Genomic DNA, 20,638 nt, shown 5'->3' on the forward strand with positions numbered 1-20,638 from the left:
GGGCTGCCCCCTGCTTTTGACCTACTACAAGAGGCGCGCCGTCCCCCCTGGCTCGGCGAAATGGCTGCGCAGGGCGGTGATCACCCGGCGCACCTTCTCCGGGATCTCCCGCTGGGGGGTGATGGCGTGGATCTCCATGGGCGGCACCCGAAAGCCTGGCAGCAAGGCGAGCAGGCGGCCCTGGGCGAGATCCTCAGCAACTTCCCCCTCGGGTTGCAGGGAGATCCCCTGCCCCGCCAGGGCAAACTGGCGCAGGGGCAGCACGTTGTTGCATTGCACCCTGGGTTTGCACCTCACCCTGTGCTCGCCTCCCTTTTCGTCAAGGAGCAGCAAGCCGCTCCCCAGCATGTCGCCGCAGAGCCAGTCGTGCGCGGCCAGATCTGCCGGGGTGTGCGGCGTCCCCTTGCGCGCCAGGTAGGCGGGGGCGGCGCACAGCAGCATCCGGGTCTGGCCCAGCTTGCGGGCCACCAGGGTGGAGTCCGGCAGGGAGCCGACCCGCAGCGCCACGTCGATGCGCTCGGCAATGAGATCCCGCTTCTCGTCGTCGGCGATGATCTGGATGCACAGGCCCGGATGGGCCTGCAACAGGGGCGACAAGGCCAGCGCCAGCGGCTGGCCCGCCATGCCCACGGGGGCGGTGATCCGCACCTCCCCGAGCAGGCTGTCGCGCACTTCCGAGAGGCGCAGCTCGGTCTGGTTGAGGGTCTGTTGCAGGGACTGGCACCCCTGCCACACCACCTCCCCCGCCTCGGTCAGACTGAGGCGACGGGTGGAGCGATGCAGCAGGGTGAGGCCGAGCAGGCTCTCCAGCTGGCCAATGTGCTGGCTGACAGCGGAGGGGGTCATGCCGAGGGCCTTGGCGGCCCCCGTCATGGTGCCCGCCTCCACCACGGCGGCGAAGATGGCGTAACGTCTGAGCTGATCCATTATTAAATCCAGCTTACAAGTTAATGCAATTTAAAGGGGATTATTAAATCACATCCGGGAGCGTAGGATAGCCTCATTCCCACAGTGAAGGAGAGATATCCATGAAGATTGCCCTCATAGGTGCCAGCGGTTTTGTCGGTTCAGCCATCCTCAATGAGGCCGTCAGCCGTGGCCATCACGTCACCGCCATCGTGCGTGACGTCAGCAAGGTCGCCGCCCATCCGCAGGTCACCACAGTGGCGGTCGATGCCCAGGACCCGCAGGCGCTGGCCGACGTGCTCAAGGGGCACGATAGGGTGATCAGCGCCTACAACCCGGGCTGGAGTGCCCCGGATATCCATGATCAGTACCTCAAGGGCGCCAGCGCCATCGTCAAGGCAGCCAACGCCGCCCACAGCTGGCTGCTGGTGGTCGGCGGTGCCGGCAGCCTGGAGATAGCCCCCGGAGTGCAACTGGTGGATACCCCGGACTTCCCGGCCGAGTGGAAGCAAGGGGCACTGGCGGCCCGCGACGGTCTCACGGCGCTTCGCCGCGAAACGACCCTCGACTGGCGCTTCGTCTCCCCGCCGGTGTTCCTCGAACCCGGCGAGAAGCGCGGCAGCTACCGTCTCGGGGGTGATCAGGTGCTCTTTAGCGGCGACAAGCCTGCCGGGATCACAGTCGGGGATCTAGCGGATGGGGTGTTGAACGAGGCGGAAACACCGGCTCACCTGCGCCAGCGCTTCACTCTGGGTTACTGAAGAGGCTGATCTGGGCGCGCTGGGCGGGCGCTCGCCCTCTATCCTCTGCGCCACACTACCCAAGGGGAGGCTGATGCCTCCCCTTTGTTCATTCGCCTCCCGCGGGCACTGCGCCTTCCCTGCCCCTGGAGGATTCATGGGCAAGGCGATCGCCAGGGGCGCATTTTCTCCGTGCAATCGACAGGCTGCCCCAAAGAGATCGAATTCTATTTCGACTTTTGTATATAACTAAGAATATTTTGTTGCTTCCACCTTATAACCCCGAACAGTAGCATCCCCTTAAACCCAAATGGTGCCATCGTGAGCCACGGACCCGAGCCCTGCCACGAGCCACACCGCCGTCTTTGTACCGGATCCTCGGGACTGCACCCGACATCCGGCAAGTGAGGAGATGCACATGGAACATTCATCACTGCCCATCATCGACTATGCCGCGATCAATGGCGCCCCCGAGCAACGTCGCCAGATGCTGGCCAAGCTTGGCCGGGCGGCCCGCGACATCGGCTTCTTCTATCTGACAGGCCATGGTCTGAGCGAAGCGCAGCAACGGGATACCCTGGCGCTGGCGGCACGCTTCTTCGCCCTGCCCCTGCAGGAGAAGCTGGCGGTGCAGATGGTGCACTCCCCTCACTTTCGTGGCTACAACCTGGTGGGGGCCGAACTCACCCGGGAGCGGCCGGACAGGCGAGAGCAGTTCGACATCATGAACGAGGAACAGGCCCTCCCCCTGGCGCAGATAAGCCACTCCTGGCAGCGGCTCACAGGCCCCAACCAGTGGCCCGCGGCCCTGCCCGAGATGAAGACACAACTACTGGTGTGGCAGGAGCGGCTGAGCGACATCACCCTCACCCTGCTGTCGGCCTTTGCCGAGGTGCTGGAGCAACCGGCCGGGGTGTTCGATGAGAGCATCCAGGGCGCCCCCTATCAACACATGAAGCTCATTCACTACCCGGGACGGGAAGCGGGAGGCAGCGGCCAGGGGGTCGGCGCCCACAAGGATCCCGGCTACCTGACCCTGGTGATGCAGGACGATCACTCCGGCCTTGAGGTGGAGACGGCGAGCGGCTGGATCTCCGCGCCGCCCCTGCCCGGCGCCCTGGTGGTCAATATCGGCGAGCTGCTGGAGCTTGCCTCCAACGGCTACCTCAAGGCAACCCTGCACCGGGTGCAGAGCCCGCCCCCCGGGGTCTCGCGCCTCTCCTGCGCCTTCTTCATGGCGGCGAGGCTCGATGCCACAGTGCCGCTGCTCAGCCTCTCCCCCGAGCTGGCGGCCGAGGCGCAGGGGCCCGAGAGCGATCCCGCCAACCCCCTCTTCTACCAGGTGGGGGAGAACGTGCTCAAGGGCAGGCTGCGCTCCCACCCGGATGTGGCGGCTCGCCACTATGCTCTGCAACACAGGGTAGCGCAGGAGCCGATACCGGCCTGACGCCATCAAGGGGGTGGCGACAAGCCGCCATCCCGACCACAGGACAGGGGCGTCAGTGTGACCCCGTCCACCGATTTCCACACCAGAACAACAACGCCATAGCCTGGCGACCACGGAGCAAAACGATGAAATTCAAGACCATGAGCGTGCACAGCGGCCAGCGGATCGACCCCCAGACCGGCGCCCTCACCACACCGCTCTACCAGAGCAGCACCTTCAGCTACGTCAACGCCCAGGCGGGCAAGGAGCGCTTCGCAGGCCAGGCCCCGGGCTTTATCTACAGCCGCTTCGGCAACCCCACCACCGCCGAGCTGGAGCTGAAACTGGCGGCCCTCGAGGGCGCCGACGAGGCGCTGGTGGTGGCGAGCGGCATGGCGGCGGTGAGCTCCATCCTCTATGCCCTGGCCAGCAGCGGGGATGAGGTGGCCTACGTCGGCCCCCTCTACGGCGGCACCGATGCGTTCTTGAAACAGACCTTCAGCCGGGCCGGCATCACCATCACGGGTTACGACAGCGATCAGGATCTGCTGGCCAACATCAGCCCCGCCACCAGGGTGATCCTGTTCGAGACCCTGACCAACCCCACCCTCAAGGTGGTGGATCCCCGGGTGGTGGTAGAAGCGGCCCGCAAGGTGGGCGCCATCACTGTGTGTGACAACACCTTCCTCACCCCCTATCTGCTGCGCCCGCTGGAGCTCGGCATCGATCTGGTGATGCACAGCGGCACCAAGTATCTGGGCGGTCACGGCGACATCATCGCCGGTGTGGTGGCGGGCTCCCACGAGTTGATGAAGTCGGTGCGCACCGTGGCCCTCAAGCACATCGGCTCCCCCATAGGCCCACAGGAGGCCTACCTGCTGCAGCGCGGGGTCAAGACCCTGCCCCTGCGCATGGATGCCCACCTGCACAACGCCCAGAAGGTGGCCGACTTCCTCGCCGCCCACCCGGCGGTGAAGAAGGTGATCTACCCGGGTCTTGCTAATCATCCGGGCCACGACGCCCTCGGCGCCTTCGCCAGCGGCTTTGGCGGCATGGTGAGCATAGAGCTGGAGGGGGGCTTTGCGCGCTGCGCTACCCTGCTCGACAACCTGCAACTGTTCGTACAGGCGGTGAGCCTGGGGGATCTCGAGAGCCTGGCCTGCCATCCGGCCAGCACCACCCACGCCGCCATGGACGAGGCGAGCCGCCTCGCGGCTGGTGTGAACGACGATCTCATCCGCTTCAGCATAGGGGTGGAAGACGCCGACGATCTCATCGCCGATCTGGCGGCGGCGCTGGCCCTGATCTGACCCTCAGCACCATGCACGACCTGCGCCACGCGCAATAAAAAAGGGAAGGCTAGGCCTTCCCTTTCTCTCATCCATTCCCGGGTGCGGGAAGGGGCCCTGCTCAGGCGTCGTGATAATCCTGGCAGGCGCTCAGGGTGTTCTCCATCAGGCTGGCCACCGTCATGGGCCCCACGCCACCGGGCACAGGGGTGATGAAGGCGGCGTGATTGCGCGCCGTTTCAAACTCCACGTCCCCCACCAGGGAGCCGTCGGCCAGGCGGTTGATCCCCACGTCGATCACCAGAGCCCCCGGCTTGACCCACTCCCCCGGAATGAAGTTCGGCTTGCCCACCGCCACCACCAGCAGATCGGCACGGCGCACCTGGGCCTCCAGATCCTGGGTGAAGCGGTGACAGGTGGTGGTGGTGCAACCCGCCAGCAGCAGCTCCAGCGTCATCGGGCGACCGACGATGTTGGAGGCACCGACCACTACCGCATGCAGACCGTGGGTCTTGACGCCGGTCGCCTCGATCAGGGTCATGATCCCCTTGGGGGTGCAGGGACGCAGCGCCGGGATGCGCTGGGCCAGACGGCCCACGTTGTAGGGGTGGAAACCATCCACGTCCTTGTCGGGACGAATGCGCTCCAGCACCTGGGTGGTGTCGCAATGAGCTGGCAGGGGCAACTGCACCAGGATGCCGTCCACCTCCGCATCCTCATTGAGCCGGTCGATCAGGGCCAGCAACTCTTCCTGGGTCGCATTGGCGCTGAGATCATAGGAGCGGGAGACAAACCCCACCTCTTCACAGGCACGACGCTTGCTGCCCACATAGACCTGGGACGCCGGATCCAGCCCCACCAGGATCACCGCCAGACCCGGTGCCCGCTTGCCCAGAGCCAACCGCTGTTGGACTTGTTCGGCGACCTGATTGCGAATCGTTTGCGCAACCTGTTTTCCATCAATGATTTTGGCAGACATCGTTCTTCACTCACCATGTGTTCAACTGCCGCGCATTGTCGCATTTTTTTGGCGCGGGTGTTAGCGGCTCTCGCCTGGCGGGCAATAAGTAGGCATTTGAATTTACTGGCGGAAAAAGTCGTTGACGCTGACTTTGACGCTTGGGTATGATGCCCGCCCGTTGCCCAGTCGTACCGCCCCCGGTATGCTGGACGATGAGATTTCGGTGATTAGCGCAGCCCGGTAGCGCATCTGGTTTGGGACCAGAGGGTCAAAGGTTCGAATCCTTTATCACCGACCAGGTTCATCGGGAAGTCCTTCGGATTTCTTGATACAACGCGCCCTTAGCTCAGTCGGATAGAGCAACGGCCTTCTAAGCCGTGGGTCGCAGGTTCGAATCCTGCAGGGCGCGCCATTGATGTGACTCTTCCCTCGAAGAGCGACATCGAAGGCAGATTTCAGTGGTGGCTGTAGCTCAGTTGGTAGAGTCCCGGATTGTGATTCCGGTTGTCGTGGGTTCGAGCCCCATCAGCCACCCCATTATTAGCTGTTCGCGCTGAATCAAGCCGACAGAGGCAAGCACTACTTGCCATGAACCGGGCATCTGATGCCCTCATCAAAACCGGCCCAGCGCCGGTTTTTTTGTGCCTGCGCCCCAGCCTCGCCGCCTGTCCCGAGCGCTCCGCTCCCTCTTTATGCGCTTTGCCCCTCCCCCTTGCTCTCTCACGCTTGTCCCTGTGCTGGTCGGTCAATGCCACCGCCTGGTGCTGCCCCCTCCCCTGGCTGGATCACAGACATGATCGGAGCCATCACAGCCCCGATGTATCCCTGCTCCCCATGACGCAGCGCAAGCTTCCATGCCGATGACCGTGATATGGATAAAAACCAGGCAAATGCCTTGTCTGCTTCTCTCATGAAGGGCGAGCAACCATTTGCGCCCAGGCAGCGCACCACAGGTTGCCGCCGCGCCTGATGCGAGGGGAAGTCGGGCAGAACGTAAATAGATTGTTAAACTAGATGGTCGTGATTCATCTTTTCGTAATCCACTCACTGCACAATAACGCAATGAATTGAAAATAAAGGGGTTATTGATAAGGGCCCGATCAACTGCAGACGGTTCTCCTGCCATGACCCCACACAGCGCAGTGGAAATCTTCCCATACTAAGTGTCAGCAATGTACATGCCCTCCAAGGAGAGACTGAGATGAGTGAAGAAAGCAAATGCCCCTTCAACCACACCGCCGGCGTCGGCAGAACCAATCGCGATTGGTGGCCGAACCAGTTGCGGCTGGATCTGCTGCACCAGCATTCCCCCAGCTCCGATCCCATGGACAACGATTTCAACTATGCCGAGGCATTCAACAGCCTCGACTACAAGGCACTCAAGAAAGACCTGGTCAAGCTGATGACCGACTCCCAGGAGTGGTGGCCGGCGGACTTCGGCCACTATGGTCCCCAGTTCATCCGCATGACCTGGCACGCCGCAGGCACCTATCGCATCACGGATGGCCGTGGCGGCGGTGGCCGCGGCCAGCAACGCTTCGCTCCCCTCAACAGCTGGCCCGATAACGTCAACATCGACAAGTCCCGTCGCCTTCTGTGGCCCATCAAGCAGAAGTACGGCAACAAGATCTCCTGGGCCGATCTGCTGATCCTCGCCGGCAACGTCGCGCTGGAGTCCATGGGCTTTAGAACCTTCGGATTTGGTGGCGGCCGCCCGGATGTGTGGGAGCCGGATCAGGACGTCAACTGGGGTGACGAGATCGCCTGGCTCGGGGTCGACCCCGACCGGGTCAAGGGCGACCGCGAGCTAGCGGCCCCCTTTGGCGCCACCCACATGGGCCTCATCTACGTCAACCCCGAAGGCCCCAATGCCAGCGGTGACTACATGGAGGCGGCCAAGGACATCCGCTCCACCTTCGGCCGCATGGCCATGAATGATGAAGAGACGGTCGCCCTCATTGCCGGTGGCCACACCTTCGGCAAGGCCCACGGCGCCGCCCCCGAATCCCACAAGGGGCCCGAGCCGGAAGCCGCCCCCCTGGAAGCCCAGGGCCTGGGCTGGATGAGCGACTACGGCAGCGGCCACGGCAAGGACACCGTCTCGAGCGGTCTCGAGGTGACCTGGACCAAGACCCCTGCCCTTTGGAGCAACAACTTCTTCGAGAACCTGTTCAACTTCGAGTGGGAGCTGACCAAGTCACCGGCGGGCGCCAAGCAGTGGGTGGCCAAGGATGCGCCCGAGATCATTCCCGATGCGCATATCCCGGGCAAGTTCCACAAGCCGACCATGCTGACCACCGACCTGACCCTGCGCTTTGACCCCGAGTTTGGCAAGATCTCCCGCCACTTCTATGAGGATCCCCAGGCCTTCGCCGATGCCTTTGCCCGCGCCTGGTACAAGCTGACCCACAGGGACATGGGCCCCATCGCACGCTACCTGGGGCCGGAAGTGCCCAAGGAGGAGCTGATCTGGCAAGACCCCATCCCCGCCGTCAATCACTCCCTGATCGATGACAAGGACGTGGCAGTCCTCAAGGAGAAGATCCTGGCTGCCTCCCTGACCGTCGCCGAGCTGGCATCCACTGCCTGGGCCTCGGCATCCACCTTCCGCGGTTCTGACAAACGCGGCGGCGCCAACGGTGCCCGCGTCCGCCTGGCCCCGCAGAAGGATTGGGCAGCCAACCAACCGGCACAACTGGCCAAGGTGCTCAAGACCCTCGAAGGGATCCAGCAGGGGTTCAACGCCTCGGCCACCGGCGGCAAACGGGTATCCCTCGCCGATCTGATCGTGCTGGCCGGCGGCGTCGGTGTCGAACAGGCGGCCAAACTGGCGGGGGTCACAGTGACTGTGCCCTTCACGCCGGGTCGCATGGACGCCTCCCAGGCCCAGACCGATGTGGACTCCTTCGCCGTGCTCGAGCCCCTCGCCGACGGGTTCCGCAACTACGGGGGCGAGTGCGCCGCCTTCGCGGAGACCATGCTGATCGACAAAGCGCAGTTGCTCACCCTGAGTGCCCCCGAGATGACGGTGCTGGTGGGCGGCATGCGGGTGCTCGGCACCAACGTCGGCAACTGCCACGGGGTCTTTACCTCTGCCCCCGGCACCCTCTCCAACGACTTCTTCGTCAACCTGCTCGACATGGGCACGGAGTGGAAACCGGCAGCAGGAGCCAAGGGTATCTACGAGGGGAGTGATCGCAAGACAGGCAAGGTCAAGTGGACCGGCACCCGCGTCGATCTGGTGTTCGGCTCGAACTCCCAGTTGCGGGCCCTGGCGGAGGTCTATGCCAGTGCGGACGGGAAAGAGAAGTTCGTGAAGGACTTCGTGGCTGCCTGGGCCAAGGTGATGAACCTGGATCGCTTCGATCTCGCCTGACCCGCACTCCCTGCATGTCGCCTGGCCTGCTTCAAGGGACATGCGTGAGGGATGACCGGGCACCACAAAACAGAAACCCGACCATAAGGTCGGGTTTTTATATTGGCGGTGGGTCTGGATTGACCCGGACTGCCCTGCCCCTTGTCGAGCCTGAGTCAGAACAGAGCCGCCCATCAGCGGATAAAGTCAAAGGGCCTGTCTTGCGACAGGCCCTTTGACTTTATTTGGCGGTGAGGGAGGGATGATTTGCCACTTCGTGGCTCACCCCTTCGGGGCGGCCTCTGGCCGTTCATCGCGGCAAGCCGCTCTGCTCGAACCCGGCGAGGGTTCTCACCCTCCCTCTATGCGCATCAGGGAACACGGTAGCCCAGATGAAAAAAACCGACCCTGAGGTCGGTTTTTTATAATTTGGCGGTGAGGGAGGGATTCGAACCCTCGATACGTTGCCGTATACACACTTTCCAGGCGTGCTCCTTCAGCCACTCGGACACCTCACCAAATTTTCGACTGTCGTTTAACGTGTTCAATCACCACTGTGCTCTCGTCGCTGTTGCGCCGGAACGGGGCGTAATTTAGGGGAAAGCCCCGCCGGCGTCAACGGCTTTTTGGCTGCCGCGAACTGTTCGCACATTAAACGCGCAACTCAGTGCACAGATTCCGGTGCGACCTGGATCTCCGGCAGATTGAGGAAGCCGAGGCGTTCACATTCGGACACCACTTCATGGGTCGCCGCCGTGGTGCTTTCGACAAACAGCAGGAACTGCTCGACGGAGAGACCCGCCTTGGTGAAGACGGTGTGGCCCACGACGAGGCGCGGCAGGTTGTCATCTATGATGTCGAGGAACACCTTGAGGGACGGGTATTGCATGTTGAGACGACCCAGTTCGGCCACCAGGGGCAGCAGCGACGAGGGGCGCACCTCCAGTTCGGATGAAAACAGCAACCCTTCCTCTTCCACGAAGATCCGGCTCTCCTGGATGCCCTCGACGGACTGCAGGGAGACCATGTGGATGCCGTGGCACTGATCGCACACATAGTGCTCGATCCGGGCCTGCTGCAGCCAACGCATTATCATTTCAGAGCTGGGGATATTCATCATTTTCGCGAACACAATAAGGATCAAGGGGCGCAGTCTAAACCAATTTTCCGACAACCAAAAGCGCACAGGCGGGATCACCCCTGGTCTCGCTTCTTTTTGGCAAGCGCTATGCATATACTCAGCCATTCTCGCACCACACTCGCCTCCACAGAAGGCCCGATGACCATCCAAGAAAAGTATCGCCTGCACCTGAAATCCCTCTCGGATGAACTGCTCGCCCTGCAAAAACCCATTCGCATCCTGGATGCCATCAAGTGGCCCCGCCACCTGCAGACCGAGTTTCTCGCCAAGGGCGGACGCGTGCTGCCCGCCATCGATGCCGACTTCTATCAGGCCCTCCCCCTCGATTTCGATCCCCGCAACAAATACCTGGAGCTCAAGGAGCTGAGGGACAGGATCCGCAGAAAGCTGGGGCCGCAGGATGATCTCGGCCGGATCCTGCAAGAGACGGTGGATCAGTACATGGTGGTGATCGAGATGCTGCGCCAGCGCGGTCAGCCGGACTTTCAGCGCTACAGCCAGTTGTTGTACGGCTCGGCGAGCGATCACCTGCGCGGGGATCGCAAGACGTTAAAGGAGCTGGGAGCCCGCCTGTGCGACATCTTCTCCCTGCCCGGCGCCCGCCACCTGGTGCGCCCCTACCCCAAGGAGTTCGAGGGGGAAGCCGCGGTGGCCAAACTGCAGGGCAAGCTGTCGAACTACTTCAGCGACGGCACAGTGCAGGTCAAGCTGAGCGATGGCATCGTCTCCGATGCCGCCGCCGGGGGGGATTACATCAAGCTGAGCTCCCACGCCCGCTTCTCCGAGCTGGACTTGCAGGTATTGGAGGTGCACGAGGGCTGGGTGCACGTGGGCACCACCCTCAACGGCCGCCAGCAATCCTACGCCACCTGGCTGGGCGCAGGCTCGCCGCGCATCACCGCCTGCCAGGAGGGGCTGGCTGTGCTCATCGAGACTCTCACCTTCAGCTCCTTCCCGGACAGGGCCAAGCGCATCTCGGATCGGGTGATGGCTATCGACATGGCGGAGCGCGGCGCCGACTTCATCGAGGTGTTCAGCCACTTCGTCGAGAAGGGGGCCAGCGAGCACGATGCCTACAAGATCACCCAGCGAGTGTTTAGGGGCGGCATGGTCGAGGGAGGCGCCTGCTTCACCAAGGATCTCTCCTATGTGAAGGGCTATGTGGAGACGGTCAACTTCATCCGCAGCGCCGTGCTGGAAGGGGTGCCGGAGATCCTGCCCATGCTGTTCGTCGGCAAGGTGACCCTGGATGACATCCCTGTGCTCTATCAGCACTATCTGGAGGGGCTCATCGATGCCCCCCGCTACCTGCCCCCCATGTTTCGCGATCTCACCGGCCTCTATGTCTGGTTCGGCTTCGCCTCCGGCATGTCCCTGGTGGATATAGGCCGGGTACAGCAACATTTTCGCCAGCTGTTCCACCGCCTGCCGGTGGCCGACCCCATCATAGCGCCGGTAGACATAGAGATAGACTAAGCCACGCGGCCATGTGAGCCAAAAAAAGGGCGCCATCACGGCGCCCTTGTTGATCCTGTCTCGTCGGTTACTTGAAGGCCCTGCCGTCCAGATAGTGCTTGCGACAAAGCGACACATAACGGTCGTTGCCTCCTATCTCCACCTGTTCGCCGTCACGCATCACCTGGCCTGCCTCGTTGACCCGCGAGTTCATGTGCGCCTTGTTGCCGCACCAGCAGATGCTCTTGAGCTCCTCGAACTTGTCCGCCAGGCAGAGCAGGTGGTAGGAGCCGGGGAACAGCTCGCCGCGAAAATCGGTCTTGAGGCCATAAGCGATGACCGGGATCTTGAGTTCGTCGACGATGCGGGCCAGCTGGTAGACCTGCTCGCGGGTCAGGAACTGCGCCTCGTCGACGATGAACACATCGATATGGCGATTTGCATGGCGCGCCTTGACCATCTCGAACAGATCGCAGCTGTCGCTGAACACCTCCACCTTCAGCTCCAGGCCCACTCTGGCACTGATCACCCCGGTCCCGAAGCGATCGTCGATGACGGGGGTCATGGCCAACGGAACCATGCCGCGCTCCAGATAGTTGAAGTGGGCCTGAATGAGCTGGGTCGACTTGCCCGAGTTCATGGTGGCGAATTTGTAATGCAATGAAGCCATGATGGGGTTCCGAAACGGGATTGATGGGGCGCATGCTAACCAAAGCACCTGCCAAAACCAAGGGGCCCGTGGGCCCCTTGTTCTCTTTATGCGACGGCCAGGGCGCGCTGCACCCGGGCTTTGCGCAAATGGTAACCGGAGAAGATCAGGAACCAGAGTCCGCTGACCGTGAAGCCCGCCAGCACAGAGTGCATCATCCCCATGACCAGGTAACCCATGGCCGCACCGAAGGCGATGGCCAGCGCATAGGGCAGCTGGGTCATCACGTGATCGATGTGATGGCAGCCGGCGCCGGTGGCCGAGAGGATGCTGGTACTGGAGATGGGCGAGCTGTGATCACCGAACACCGAGCCCGCCAGCACAGCGGCCAGCATCGGCAGCATCAGGCTGATGTCGCTGGCGGCGGCCATGTCGCCGGCGAGCGGCAGCATGATGCCGAAGGTACCCCAGCTGGTACCGGTGGCAAAGGCCATCGCGCAGGAGAGGATGAATACCACAGCCGGCAACACTTCGATCGGCAGATTGCCATTGGCCATGGAGGCCAGGTACTTGCCGGTCTCAACGTCACGCACCACGGCACCTATGGTCCAGGCGAACAACAGGATGTTGATGGCGGGCAGCATGGCCATGATCCCTTGCGGAGCCGCCTTCATCCAGTTCTTGGCACCCAGCTTGAGGCGCATGGCCAGACCGATGGAGACCACCAGACTGCACAGGGCGCCATAGACCAGGGAAGAACCGACGTTGGTGTTCTCGAACGAGCCGAGCACGCTGAATGGCAGGCCTTTGCCGGCCAACACGGCCGCGCCGGAATCGATCATGAAGTAGACGGTTGCCAGGGTCAGGGTCAGGATCGGCAGCACCATGTCGATCATGCCGCCATTGCTCTCCTCCGGAGACTCCATGTCCAGCCCGATGGGACGCCCCTTGGACTCATCCCACAACTTGCCTTCCAGCGCCCACTGCTCGTGTTGACGCATGGAGCCGATGTCGAGCTGGAACGCGATCACCACCAGCACCATGATCAGGGTGAACACGGCGTAGAGGTTCATCGGGATCATCTCGACGAAGGCCGAAATGGGGCTCTGATCGGTCAGGCCATGGGCCGCCATGATGCCCCCCACCAGGGCGATGATATAAGCGCCCCAGGAGGAGATGGGCATCAGCACGCAGACCGGTGCCGCAGTGGAGTCCAGCAGATAGGCCAGCTTGGCGCGGGAGATCTGGAAGCGATCGGTGACCGGGCGGCAGATGGCCCCCACCGACAGGCTGTGGAAGAAGTCGTCGATGAAGAAGGCAAAGACCATCATGCCGGTGAGGGCCTTGGCCCCCTTGCGGGTCTTGGCGCGGCGCTCGGCCCACTCGGCAAAGGCCCGGGTCGCCCCGGAGACGCTCATCAGGCTGATGAGGCCCCCCAGCATCAACATGAACAGGATCATGTTGACGTTGTCCCGGTTGAGCGCACCGTCGACCCAGAAGATCTTGAGCACAGTGTTCAGCATGTAATGCAGGGATTCGAGGGGGGAGAACTGGTTGAGCAGCAGACTGCCGGCGACTATGCCCACCCCCAGCGATACCAGGACGCGGCGGGTGATGATCGCAAGGGCGACGGCCAACAGGGGGGGAACGACAGACCAACCGGAGTCGGCGTAATGAACGATGTCCATGATCTCTTTGCACCTAAAGACAACAGGTGGAGATCTACCGAGAGGATCAAAGAAACAAAACCCAGGGCGGGCATACTCCTCAGCCCCTTCAGGTAGCGCTCCATAGTGGATGACTATGGCAGTCCTGCACCTGTTCGATGCAGAACCAGCAACCCGGTATGATGGCCTGGTCACTTCGGCGCCGACTCCTTTCATCGAGCATCGCAGGCATCACCCTCCGCTCGGTTATTCATAGGCAGCGCGCCTCTACTTAAAGGTATTCGCGGCACATTTTATCGAGCCACCGGGTGATAGCAAGTTTTTTGATTAAATTTCAAGGCTTGTGTGGCGAAAAGCGGAAAAATGGTAGTCAAATGGTTCATAAAATACGATGCGGTCGATATTTTCATCTGCTCAGCACTCATTCGGAAATGAAACTCCTGCAATGAGAATAAAGCGGGCGTCGTGAATAATTTCCGGACTTTATTTATCTGCCTAATTAATTATTTTGGCAGGCTTGACTTGGTGCCAATCCCCCCTATAAATTATCGAAAAACCAGCCCTTCCCATTAATATTTCTGCTCGCGTGGTAGCCAATATGAACGAATTTCTGAAAATTCTGCTGAATATCCGTAGTCTGCGCGCAGCCTGTCGCGATTTGTCCCTGGAGCAACTGGAAGAGGGACTGCAGAAATTGTCCGAGGTGGTCGCCGAGCGCCAGCAAGATGAATCTGCCGAACGCCAGGCCCGTGAAGAACATCAGAAGAAAATTGCCGAATACGCCGAAATGTTGAAAGCCGCAGGGATAGATCCTGCTGAATTGGTGGGCACAGTTGCCACCGAAAGCACCAAGGCCAGCAAAGGCAAACGTGCCCCCCGCCCCGCCAAATACCGTTATCTGGACAATGGCGTGGAAAAAACCTGGACCGGCCAGGGCCGCATGCCCTCCGCCATTGCCAAGGCCGTGGCCGAAGGCAAATCCGTGGAAGACTTTGCCATCTGATCTGAAGCAGGGTCCCGCCCAATAAAAAACCTCGCCATGCGAGGTTTTTTATTGTTTCCATGCTGGGTGACTCAGCGCCTGTCTGCCGCCTTGACCCAGAGCACTTCCGGGGTGCCGGCAGAGACCAGCAAGTATCTGGCCACCGTGAAAAACCAGTCACTTAGCCGATTCAGATAGGGCAGGATCGCAGGGTTCACCTGCTCTTCCCGGCTCAAGCCGAGCAGCAACCGCTCACAGCGACGGGTCAAGGTGCGCACCACATGGGCCTGCGCCGCCGCTCGTGATCCGCTCGGCAGAATGAAATTGCGCAATACCGGCAACTGGGCGCTGTAGGCGTCAATCTGTTGCTCCAGCCGCGCAGTCCAGGCCTCATTGACCTGCCACAGAGAGGTATTCTGCGCCTCGCTGGAAAACGCCAGCTCTCCGCCCAAATCAAACAGCTCCTGCTGCAGCAATATGAGTTGAGCCAATAATGCCGGCTCATTCTCGGGTATTTCGGCCATCAGCAGACCTATCTGGGAATTGAGCTCGTCAATGGCGCCATAGGTCTCGACCCGCCGATCATCTTTTGCAAGGGAGGAGCCATCAGCCAGCCGCGTGAGGCCCTTGTCCCCTTGTCGGGTATATATTCTCATTCTGACATCCTGTTAATAATGGGAATAATCATGGACTCCAGTCCATTGAGTTTTATCTCGTATGCCAGTGCCAGGGTTTGGCCCAGCGCACCAGCCGGAAAACCGCTGCGCGCCATCCATACCAGATAGGGCTCCGGAATATCTATGATGCGTCGCCCCTGATATTTACCGTAGGGCATCTTGCCCGCCAGGGTGAGCAATACCCGCTCATCAGAGAGTCTGTCCATATCAATCGATATTCAGATATTTATGGGTCTGGATAGAGAGCCGCCAATTACGGGCGATGCAGGTGGCCATGGCCAGCTCGGTGGCCCTGGGCTTCTGGCTGATGGGCTGCAAGGCTATCACCACGTCGGAACGCAGGTTGGCCGTGGCCAGCAGGGCATCGAGCTCCTCGATGTGGCGCTCGGTGGCCACCGGATGCTTGATCTCGTTGGCCCGCTCCAGAGCCGACACCAGCACAGGCAAGCCCCCCTTCATGCCAATCTTGGGGGAGACGGTGACCCAGGTCTGCGCGTGGGTCAGGATCTCGCTGGTCCCACTGGTTTCGATCTGCACCTGATATCCCGCCGCCAGCAGGGCCGACGAGAGTTCGTACAGGTCGTAGAGACAGGGCTCGCCACCGGTCAACACCACATGGCGCGCCCGGTAACCCAGGGTCTCGAAGCTCCCCAGGATCTCCTCCGTACTCATCTTGCTCCAGCCATCGGACTCGTTGGAGCGGTCAAGCACCTCGCGACTGCCCACCTCACGAGCAGGATCCACCACCCAGGTATGGCGGGTGTCGCACCAGGGGCAGCCCACAGGGCAGCCTTGCAGGCGAACGAAGATGGCGGGCACGCCGGTGAAGACGCCCTCCCCCTGGATGGTCTGGAAGATCTCGTTGATTGGGTAGTGCATCTCGGTCACGGCTTGCTGCAAAAGGCGCGGATTATACCCCAAACCCGGGGAAGAGACAGGCTCACAATCCGGTTTTCTTGTGCAAGCGGGCCATGACGCCAACCCTGTCGGCCAGATACTGATTCAGACCGCGGCTTCGCAGGTCGCAGGCGGGGCAAGTGCCACAGCCATCCCCCTGGATGCCGTTGTAGCAGGTGAGCGTCTGTTGGCGCACCGTCTCGAGATGGCCATAGTGATCCGCCAGCGCCCAGGTTTCCGCCTTGTCGAGCCACATCAGGGGGGTCTCGAAGCGAATGGCGCGATCCAACCCCAGCGACACCGCCTGATTGAGGGCCTTGACGAAGTCGTCGCGGCAATCGGGATAACCGGAGAAGTCGGTCTCGCACACCCCGGTGATCAGGGTGTCGGCGCCGACCTGATAGGCATAGATGGCCGCCAGAGTCAGAAACAATATGTTGCGGCCCGGCACGAAGGTGTTGGGCAGGCCGTTGTCCTGCAGCTCACCGCTGACCGGGATGTCATCCCGAGTCAGGGCCGAGACGGCCAGCTCACCCAGCATGGTCACATCCATCACCTTGTGGGCGGCAATCCCGAGCTGCCCGGCCAGGCGGCGAGCTGTTTCGATCTCCTCCCGATGACGCTGGCCATAGTCGAAGGTGATGGCGTGCACTTCTTCATAGAGGGCCAGGGCCTGCACCAGACAGGTGGTACTGTCCTGACCACCACTGAATACCACGACGGCTTTTTTCACGTTCATCACTCCTGTTTGCAATTCAGATTCAAGCGCGGCGACCTTGGGCAAAGTCATGCCACTGCCGGTTCAACTCGGTAAAGAGGTTCATCAACGGGGCGAAGCGCTCGGGCTCCGCTTCCCACTGGTATAACAGATGGTAGCCCGCCTCCAGGGTCGACAGCGCCTCGGGAAACGGCTTCTTGCGAATGGAATATTGCCCCGCCATGGCACCGAGGGTGATCCTCGGCAACCCCAGCAGGGCCGGGTTGCTGTGCAACATGCGATAGGCCTTGCGCCAGGTGCCATCGAGCAGGATGAAGTGCACCTCTCTGGCTTGTCCCCTACCCTCGCGCACCTGCGCCAGGGTCAGAGCCTCATCATCGGGCCACAGCAGATAGCACTGCACCTTGGGGTCGGCGAGCAGGGCATTGAGCCAGTCGGCATCGGCGAAGTTCTCCCCCACGTGAATGCGGGCATGGCTGAGGGAGGCGGCCAGCAGGGCGGCCGTTCCCTTGGGGTGGGCGACCTCGTTGGGGTGCTGCAGGATATGGAGCGGTGCAAGGTGGGGCACCTGTTGGATATATTCACACAGGCAGGCTTTGAGGGCTCGGGCACAGCGTGTACAGTATCGGCTCTCTTTGTCGTTGGGTTGTTTCATGTTGTCAGAAAAATCGGGTCTGCTCTGGGTCATCACGCTTTCGCTCGTCACTGCCTTGCTCTTCTTCACCGTACCGAACCACCTGCTCTCCTTCGATCGCGACCTGATCGCCCAAGGCGAAGGGTGGCGCATCATAACAGGCAATCTGGCCCACACCAACGGATGGCACCTGCTGCTCAACCTGAGCGGGCTTGCGGTGCTCTACAGCCTGTTTCGCGAATACCTGACGGGCTGGCGCCTGCCCGTGCTGCTCCTGCTGCTGGGGACGGCCGTCGGGCTCGGGATCTGGTGGTGGTGCCCACAGACCCAATGGTACATGGGGCTCTCCGGCCTGCTGCACGGCTTATTCGTGTGGGGGGCCATGCAGGATATCCGCTATCGTCGCTACTCGGGCTGGCTCATGCTACTTGGCATCGTCATCAAGCTCGGGCTGGATTTTTACAGTGCGGGAGAGAGCCCTGTCTCTGCTCTCATTGGCGCCAGGGTGCACATAGAGTCTCACCTCATCGGCTCGGCCGCCGGCCTGCTGCTCGGCCTCTTCCCCATCGGCCTGGGTGTGCAGACCGTCAAGTCCTGATATCCCCTGCGGTTTAGGGCTGCCACTCATTAGCAGCAGCGCTCAGCTACCCATCAAAACGCAACAGGCAGGATCTGCAATCCGGCCTGTGGTCATTCAGGGGTCGGCCCCTTATCGGCAGAGCTCGGCGTTGATCGCCCCCAGCACGGCGGCCGGATCCGCCGCCTGGGTAATGGGGCGGCCTATCACCAGGTAGTCGGCCCCCGCCTCCACCGCCGCCAGCGGCGTCATGACCCGGCGTTGATCCCCGGCAGCGGCTCCGCTCGGGCGAATGCCCGGAGTCACCAGCTTGAAGTCAGGGCCGAGCAAGGTTTTCAACGCACTGGCTTCCTCGGCGGAGCAGACCACGCCGTCCAACCCTGCCGTCTTGGCGAGGGTTGCCAACCGGATCACCTGCTCGGCCGGGCTCACATCCAGACCCAGCGGCGCCATGTCGGACTGCTCCATGCTGGTCAACACGGTCACCCCGATCAGCAGGGGAGCCTTGTCACCATAGGGCAGCAGCGCCTCTCTGGCCGCGCGCATCATGCGCTCGCCGCCGCTGGCATGGACGTTCACCATCCATACCCCCAGCTCGGCACTCGCGGCTACCGCCTTGGCAACCGTGTTGGGAATGTCGTGAAACTTCAGATCCAGGAACACGTCAAAGCCCTTGGCCACCAGCTGGCGCACGAACTGGGGGCCAAACAGGGTAAACATCTCCTTGCCCACCTTGAGGCGGCACTCGGCCGGGGAGATCTGTTCAATGAAGGCGAAGGCATCGGCTTCGTGCTGATAATCCAGCGCGACCAGTACTTTGGGGTCTTGCATGTCACTTCCTATGGGTTGTTATGCCACATCCAGTCTCGACACGGCCGGCGAGCCGGTCGCAGTCTGGCATCTTGCTCACTCGAGTTTGCGCCTGCTTCGGCTTGCCGCCCACGCTCGAGACGCGCGGGGGCGGACTTTTTGTCACTAAGGGCTATTCACCATCCAGGCCACGGATAGGCTTGATGGAGCCCCACTGCCGGCAGGAGGGACACTGCCAGAACAGCGAATGGGTGGCAAAGCCGCACTGGCGGCACTTGTGGGTCGATTTTATCTTGATCTGCTCGCCGACCAGCTGCTGCAGCAGCTCCAGACTCTCCTTGGCGGGCCCCTCCTCGGCGCTCGCCAGCTGGAAGCCCACCAGCTGGTAAAACCCCTTCATAGAGGGGTGGCGCCGCAGCTGGCGCAGCACCAGGGCGCGAGCCTGGCTCAGGCCGTCGCGCGCCTCCACCAAATTGGCCAGGGCCAGGGTCACGCTGACACCGGCATGATCCTCCACCGCCTTCTCCAGCAGCGGGATCAGCTCCTGAGTGCGGCCAAGCTGCTGATAGCAATCGAGCAGCCTGGGCATGGCCTCGGAGGCAAAATCCATGTCCTGCTCGAACACCCGCAGCAGATCCTTGCTGGCCTCCTCGAACTTGCCCTCCTCCATAGACAGATCGGCCAGTCGCAGGCTGGCCCGAGCACAGCCAGGGTGGGCTGCGAGCGCCCGCTTGAACTTGGCGATCCCCGCCCCCTTGTCACCGTCGCGCAAGGCGCTCTCTGCCTGCTCGCAATAGAAATGGGAGATGGGCTCCGCCAGCTTCTTGCCCTGGAATTTCTGCAGGCGAATGGCGACCTCGATGGCCTTGTCCCAGTCACGCAGCTGTTGATGGATGATGAGCAACTGCGCCAGGGCCGTCTCTTCAAAGTCGCTGTCTTCGCACAGCTCCTTCCAGAGCGCTTCGGCCCGGTCCAGCAGGCCGGCAGCCAGGAAATCCCGGGCCAGCTCCTGCAGCGCGAGCTGACGCTGCTCCCGGGTCAGCTGGCGGGCGACCAGGTTCTGGTGGATCTTGATGGCGCGATCGACCTCCCCCCGCTGACGAAAGAGGTTGCCGAGGGAGAGATGGGTTTCGATGGTTTCGCTGTCGACTTCCAGCAGCTGGATAAAGAGATCCACAGCCTTGTCCGACTCGTCAGACAGCAAATAATTGAGACCCGCCACGTACTGGCGGGAAAACTGGTTACTCTGTTGCTGGGTGTCCTGGCGAACACTCCTGCGTCCCATGTACCAGCCATAACCAGCGGCAATCGGCAACAGCAGGAAAAGCAGTTCAAGCATCGAGGGACATTATTCCTTGGCTGGCGACCGGGCTAGCTCCAACTCACGGGATTGACGACGCATGGTGCGGCTGAGGGTACGGTTTTGCAGTTTCAAGCGCAGGAAGAGCAGACCGAACACCAGCCAGCCCAACAGGAAGCCACCGGCAAAGAAGAACCCCAGCAGCATGGAGAGAGAGAACTCCCCCTGGGCGATGAGATAGTTGAACTGCACCAGCTGGCCATTTTGCGAACCGATGGCGAGGGTCAGTACAAACACCAGCACCAATGGGATGAGGGCCAAGATACGCTTCATAAGATCTCCCTGTCTGTAGCTAATGAGAGACTGATTATCCTTAAAATCACAGGCAGACTCTAGAGCGAATGGGAAAAGACTGCGAGAAACCTGACAAATGACATATCTAAAGACGTAAAAA

General features: G+C 61.6%; 20 protein-coding genes, 4 tRNA genes, 1 other RNA gene and 1 riboswitch. Of the genes, 10 read left to right on the forward strand and 15 right to left on the reverse strand.

Features of this window, described 5'->3' with window-relative positions:
- Window positions 1–24 precede the first annotated feature (24 nt).
- A complete protein-coding gene (locus tag KW824_RS11975; protein WP_218409904.1) occupies window positions 25–927 on the reverse strand; it encodes a LysR family transcriptional regulator in 903 nt (300 codons plus the stop codon).
- A 101-nt stretch (window positions 928–1,028) separates the two neighbouring features.
- On the opposite strand from KW824_RS11975, the gene KW824_RS11980 reads away from it, so the two are divergent.
- The 3 genes from KW824_RS11980 to KW824_RS11990 all read left to right on the forward strand — a co-directional run bounded on the left by KW824_RS11980 (window position 1,029) and on the right by KW824_RS11990 (window position 4,382).
- Entirely contained in the window at window positions 1,029–1,667 is a 639-nt protein-coding gene (locus tag KW824_RS11980) for an NAD(P)-dependent oxidoreductase (protein WP_218409905.1), read from the forward strand.
- A gap of 397 nt (window positions 1,668–2,064) precedes the next feature.
- On the forward strand, window positions 2,065–3,093 hold the full coding sequence (locus tag KW824_RS11985) for an isopenicillin N synthase family oxygenase (protein WP_218409906.1): 1,029 nt from the start codon (window positions 2,065–2,067) through the stop codon (window positions 3,091–3,093).
- A 125-nt stretch (window positions 3,094–3,218) separates the two neighbouring features.
- Window positions 3,219–4,382 carry a PLP-dependent aspartate aminotransferase family protein gene (locus KW824_RS11990; RefSeq protein ID WP_218409907.1) on the forward strand — a complete coding sequence of 388 codons (1,164 nt, stop codon included), beginning with the start codon at window positions 3,219–3,221 and terminating at the stop codon, window positions 4,380–4,382.
- 100 nt (window positions 4,383–4,482) lie between these two features.
- Here KW824_RS11990 and folD read toward each other — a convergent pair whose 3' ends face one another.
- Window positions 4,483–5,340, reverse strand: coding sequence for a bifunctional methylenetetrahydrofolate dehydrogenase/methenyltetrahydrofolate cyclohydrolase FolD (folD, locus tag KW824_RS11995; protein ID WP_005326697.1), 858 nt, complete (start codon window positions 5,338–5,340; stop codon window positions 4,483–4,485).
- A gap of 203 nt (window positions 5,341–5,543) precedes the next feature.
- Between folD and KW824_RS12000 the strand changes: the two genes are divergently transcribed.
- The 4 genes from KW824_RS12000 (at window position 5,544) to katG (ending at window position 8,698) form a co-directional block, all read left to right on the forward strand.
- Window positions 5,544–5,620 (forward strand) — tRNA-Pro (locus KW824_RS12000).
- A 37-nt stretch (window positions 5,621–5,657) separates the two neighbouring features.
- A tRNA-Arg gene (locus KW824_RS12005) sits at window positions 5,658–5,734 on the forward strand.
- Window positions 5,735–5,783: 49 nt separating this feature from the next.
- Window positions 5,784–5,859 (forward strand) — tRNA-His (locus KW824_RS12010).
- A 664-nt stretch (window positions 5,860–6,523) separates the two neighbouring features.
- The gene (gene katG / locus KW824_RS12015) at window positions 6,524–8,698 is read left to right on the forward strand and encodes a catalase/peroxidase HPI (protein WP_218409908.1); all 2,175 of its coding nucleotides are present in this window, start codon (window positions 6,524–6,526) and stop codon (window positions 8,696–8,698) included.
- A gap of 225 nt (window positions 8,699–8,923) precedes the next feature.
- On the opposite strand, the gene KW824_RS12020 is transcribed toward katG, so the two are convergent.
- From KW824_RS12020 to KW824_RS12030, 3 genes are all read right to left on the reverse strand, one after another.
- A non-coding RNA gene (locus KW824_RS12020) (RtT sRNA) lies at window positions 8,924–9,052 on the reverse strand.
- A 55-nt stretch (window positions 9,053–9,107) separates the two neighbouring features.
- Window positions 9,108–9,195 (reverse strand) — tRNA-Ser (locus KW824_RS12025).
- Window positions 9,196–9,341: 146 nt separating this feature from the next.
- The gene (locus tag KW824_RS12030; RefSeq protein ID WP_161507131.1) at window positions 9,342–9,797 is read right to left on the reverse strand and encodes a YbjN domain-containing protein; all 456 of its coding nucleotides are present in this window, start codon (window positions 9,795–9,797) and stop codon (window positions 9,342–9,344) included.
- Window positions 9,798–9,956: 159 nt separating this feature from the next.
- On the opposite strand from KW824_RS12030, the gene KW824_RS12035 reads away from it, so the two are divergent.
- Window positions 9,957–11,294: a flavohemoglobin expression-modulating QEGLA motif protein gene (locus tag KW824_RS12035; protein ID WP_218409909.1), complete on the forward strand. Its 1,338-nt coding sequence runs from the start codon at window positions 9,957–9,959 to the stop codon at window positions 11,292–11,294.
- Window positions 11,295–11,361: 67 nt separating this feature from the next.
- On the opposite strand, the gene KW824_RS12040 is transcribed toward KW824_RS12035, so the two are convergent.
- Window positions 11,362–11,943, reverse strand: a complete 582-nt coding sequence (locus tag KW824_RS12040; protein WP_171268925.1) for a thymidine kinase — start codon at window positions 11,941–11,943, stop codon at window positions 11,362–11,364.
- Window positions 11,944–12,029: 86 nt separating this feature from the next.
- Window positions 12,030–13,610 carry a Na+/H+ antiporter NhaC family protein gene (locus KW824_RS12045; protein ID WP_218409910.1) on the reverse strand — a complete coding sequence of 527 codons (1,581 nt, stop codon included), beginning with the start codon at window positions 13,608–13,610 and terminating at the stop codon, window positions 12,030–12,032.
- Between the two features lie 85 nt (window positions 13,611–13,695).
- A riboswitch (Lysine riboswitch) is annotated at window positions 13,696–13,867 on the reverse strand.
- A 320-nt stretch (window positions 13,868–14,187) separates the two neighbouring features.
- Here KW824_RS12045 and KW824_RS12050 point away from each other — a divergent pair.
- Window positions 14,188–14,592, forward strand: a complete 405-nt coding sequence (locus KW824_RS12050) for an H-NS family nucleoid-associated regulatory protein (RefSeq protein WP_025327182.1) — start codon at window positions 14,188–14,190, stop codon at window positions 14,590–14,592.
- Between the two features lie 71 nt (window positions 14,593–14,663).
- On the opposite strand, the gene KW824_RS12055 is transcribed toward KW824_RS12050, so the two are convergent.
- From KW824_RS12055 to KW824_RS12075, 5 genes are all read right to left on the reverse strand, one after another.
- Window positions 14,664–15,227: a cob(I)yrinic acid a,c-diamide adenosyltransferase gene (locus tag KW824_RS12055; RefSeq protein WP_171268923.1), complete on the reverse strand. Its 564-nt coding sequence runs from the start codon at window positions 15,225–15,227 to the stop codon at window positions 14,664–14,666.
- Entirely contained in the window at window positions 15,224–15,454 is a 231-nt protein-coding gene (locus KW824_RS12060; protein ID WP_005327834.1) for a DUF3820 family protein, read from the reverse strand. Before KW824_RS12060 ends, KW824_RS12055 begins: the two co-directional genes overlap by 4 nt.
- 1 nt (window position 15,455) lies before the next feature.
- Window positions 15,456–16,127: a 7-carboxy-7-deazaguanine synthase QueE gene (gene queE / locus KW824_RS12065; protein WP_171268922.1), complete on the reverse strand. Its 672-nt coding sequence runs from the start codon at window positions 16,125–16,127 to the stop codon at window positions 15,456–15,458.
- 61 nt (window positions 16,128–16,188) lie between these two features.
- Complete coding sequence (queC, locus tag KW824_RS12070; RefSeq protein ID WP_371316617.1) at window positions 16,189–16,878, reverse strand: 7-cyano-7-deazaguanine synthase QueC; 690 nt, start codon at window positions 16,876–16,878, stop codon at window positions 16,189–16,191.
- A 28-nt stretch (window positions 16,879–16,906) separates the two neighbouring features.
- A complete protein-coding gene (locus tag KW824_RS12075) occupies window positions 16,907–17,551 on the reverse strand; it encodes a tRNA-uridine aminocarboxypropyltransferase (protein ID WP_218409912.1) in 645 nt (214 codons plus the stop codon).
- On the opposite strand from KW824_RS12075, the gene rrtA reads away from it, so the two are divergent.
- Window positions 17,517–18,095: a rhombosortase gene (rrtA, locus tag KW824_RS12080; RefSeq protein ID WP_232534664.1), complete on the forward strand. Its 579-nt coding sequence runs from the start codon at window positions 17,517–17,519 to the stop codon at window positions 18,093–18,095. The genes KW824_RS12075 and rrtA overlap by 35 nt on opposite strands.
- A 111-nt stretch (window positions 18,096–18,206) precedes the next feature.
- On the opposite strand, the gene pyrF is transcribed toward rrtA, so the two are convergent.
- From pyrF to KW824_RS12095, 3 genes are all read right to left on the reverse strand, one after another.
- Window positions 18,207–18,905, reverse strand: a complete 699-nt coding sequence (gene pyrF / locus KW824_RS12085) for an orotidine-5'-phosphate decarboxylase (RefSeq protein ID WP_171268919.1) — start codon at window positions 18,903–18,905, stop codon at window positions 18,207–18,209.
- Window positions 18,906–19,056: 151 nt separating this feature from the next.
- Window positions 19,057–20,223 carry a lipopolysaccharide assembly protein LapB gene (gene lapB / locus KW824_RS12090; protein WP_042649707.1) on the reverse strand — a complete coding sequence of 389 codons (1,167 nt, stop codon included), beginning with the start codon at window positions 20,221–20,223 and terminating at the stop codon, window positions 19,057–19,059.
- Between the two features lie 9 nt (window positions 20,224–20,232).
- Window positions 20,233–20,517, reverse strand: a complete 285-nt coding sequence (locus KW824_RS12095) for a LapA family protein (RefSeq protein ID WP_005327818.1) — start codon at window positions 20,515–20,517, stop codon at window positions 20,233–20,235.
- Window positions 20,518–20,638: the final 121 nt, after the last annotated feature.

Source organism: Aeromonas sp. sif0611 (assembly GCF_019218845.1).
Taxonomy (GTDB): domain Bacteria; phylum Pseudomonadota; class Gammaproteobacteria; order Enterobacterales; family Aeromonadaceae; genus Aeromonas; species Aeromonas media.

Bases quoted from the DNA above. Each gene is read 5' to 3' on its own strand.
- KW824_RS11975 (WP_218409904.1), bottom strand. From the start codon at position 927: ATGGATCAGCTCAGACGTTACGCCATCTTCGCCGCCGTGGTGGAGGCG.
- KW824_RS11980 (WP_218409905.1), top strand. From the start codon at position 1,029: ATGAAGATTGCCCTCATAGGTGCCAGCGGTTTTGTCGGTTCAGCCATC.
- KW824_RS11985 (WP_218409906.1), top strand. From the start codon at position 2,065: ATGGAACATTCATCACTGCCCATCATCGACTATGCCGCGATCAATGGC.
- KW824_RS11990 (WP_218409907.1), top strand. From the start codon at position 3,219: ATGAAATTCAAGACCATGAGCGTGCACAGCGGCCAGCGGATCGACCCC.
- folD (WP_005326697.1), bottom strand. From the start codon at position 5,340: ATGTCTGCCAAAATCATTGATGGAAAACAGGTTGCGCAAACGATTCGC.
- katG (WP_218409908.1), top strand. From the start codon at position 6,524: ATGAGTGAAGAAAGCAAATGCCCCTTCAACCACACCGCCGGCGTCGGC.
- KW824_RS12030 (WP_161507131.1), bottom strand. From the start codon at position 9,797: ATGATGAATATCCCCAGCTCTGAAATGATAATGCGTTGGCTGCAGCAG.
- KW824_RS12035 (WP_218409909.1), top strand. From the start codon at position 9,957: ATGACCATCCAAGAAAAGTATCGCCTGCACCTGAAATCCCTCTCGGAT.
- KW824_RS12040 (WP_171268925.1), bottom strand. From the start codon at position 11,943: ATGGCTTCATTGCATTACAAATTCGCCACCATGAACTCGGGCAAGTCG.
- KW824_RS12045 (WP_218409910.1), bottom strand. From the start codon at position 13,610: ATGGACATCGTTCATTACGCCGACTCCGGTTGGTCTGTCGTTCCCCCC.
- KW824_RS12050 (WP_025327182.1), top strand. From the start codon at position 14,188: ATGAACGAATTTCTGAAAATTCTGCTGAATATCCGTAGTCTGCGCGCA.
- KW824_RS12055 (WP_171268923.1), bottom strand. From the start codon at position 15,227: ATGAGAATATATACCCGACAAGGGGACAAGGGCCTCACGCGGCTGGCT.
- KW824_RS12060 (WP_005327834.1), bottom strand. From the start codon at position 15,454: ATGGACAGACTCTCTGATGAGCGGGTATTGCTCACCCTGGCGGGCAAG.
- queE (WP_171268922.1), bottom strand. From the start codon at position 16,127: ATGCACTACCCAATCAACGAGATCTTCCAGACCATCCAGGGGGAGGGC.
- rrtA (WP_232534664.1), top strand. From the start codon at position 17,517: ATGTTGTCAGAAAAATCGGGTCTGCTCTGGGTCATCACGCTTTCGCTC.
- KW824_RS12075 (WP_218409912.1), bottom strand. From the start codon at position 17,551: ATGACCCAGAGCAGACCCGATTTTTCTGACAACATGAAACAACCCAAC.
- pyrF (WP_171268919.1), bottom strand. From the start codon at position 18,905: ATGCAAGACCCCAAAGTACTGGTCGCGCTGGATTATCAGCACGAAGCC.
- lapB (WP_042649707.1), bottom strand. From the start codon at position 20,223: ATGCTTGAACTGCTTTTCCTGCTGTTGCCGATTGCCGCTGGTTATGGC.
- KW824_RS12095 (WP_005327818.1), bottom strand. From the start codon at position 20,517: ATGAAGCGTATCTTGGCCCTCATCCCATTGGTGCTGGTGTTTGTACTG.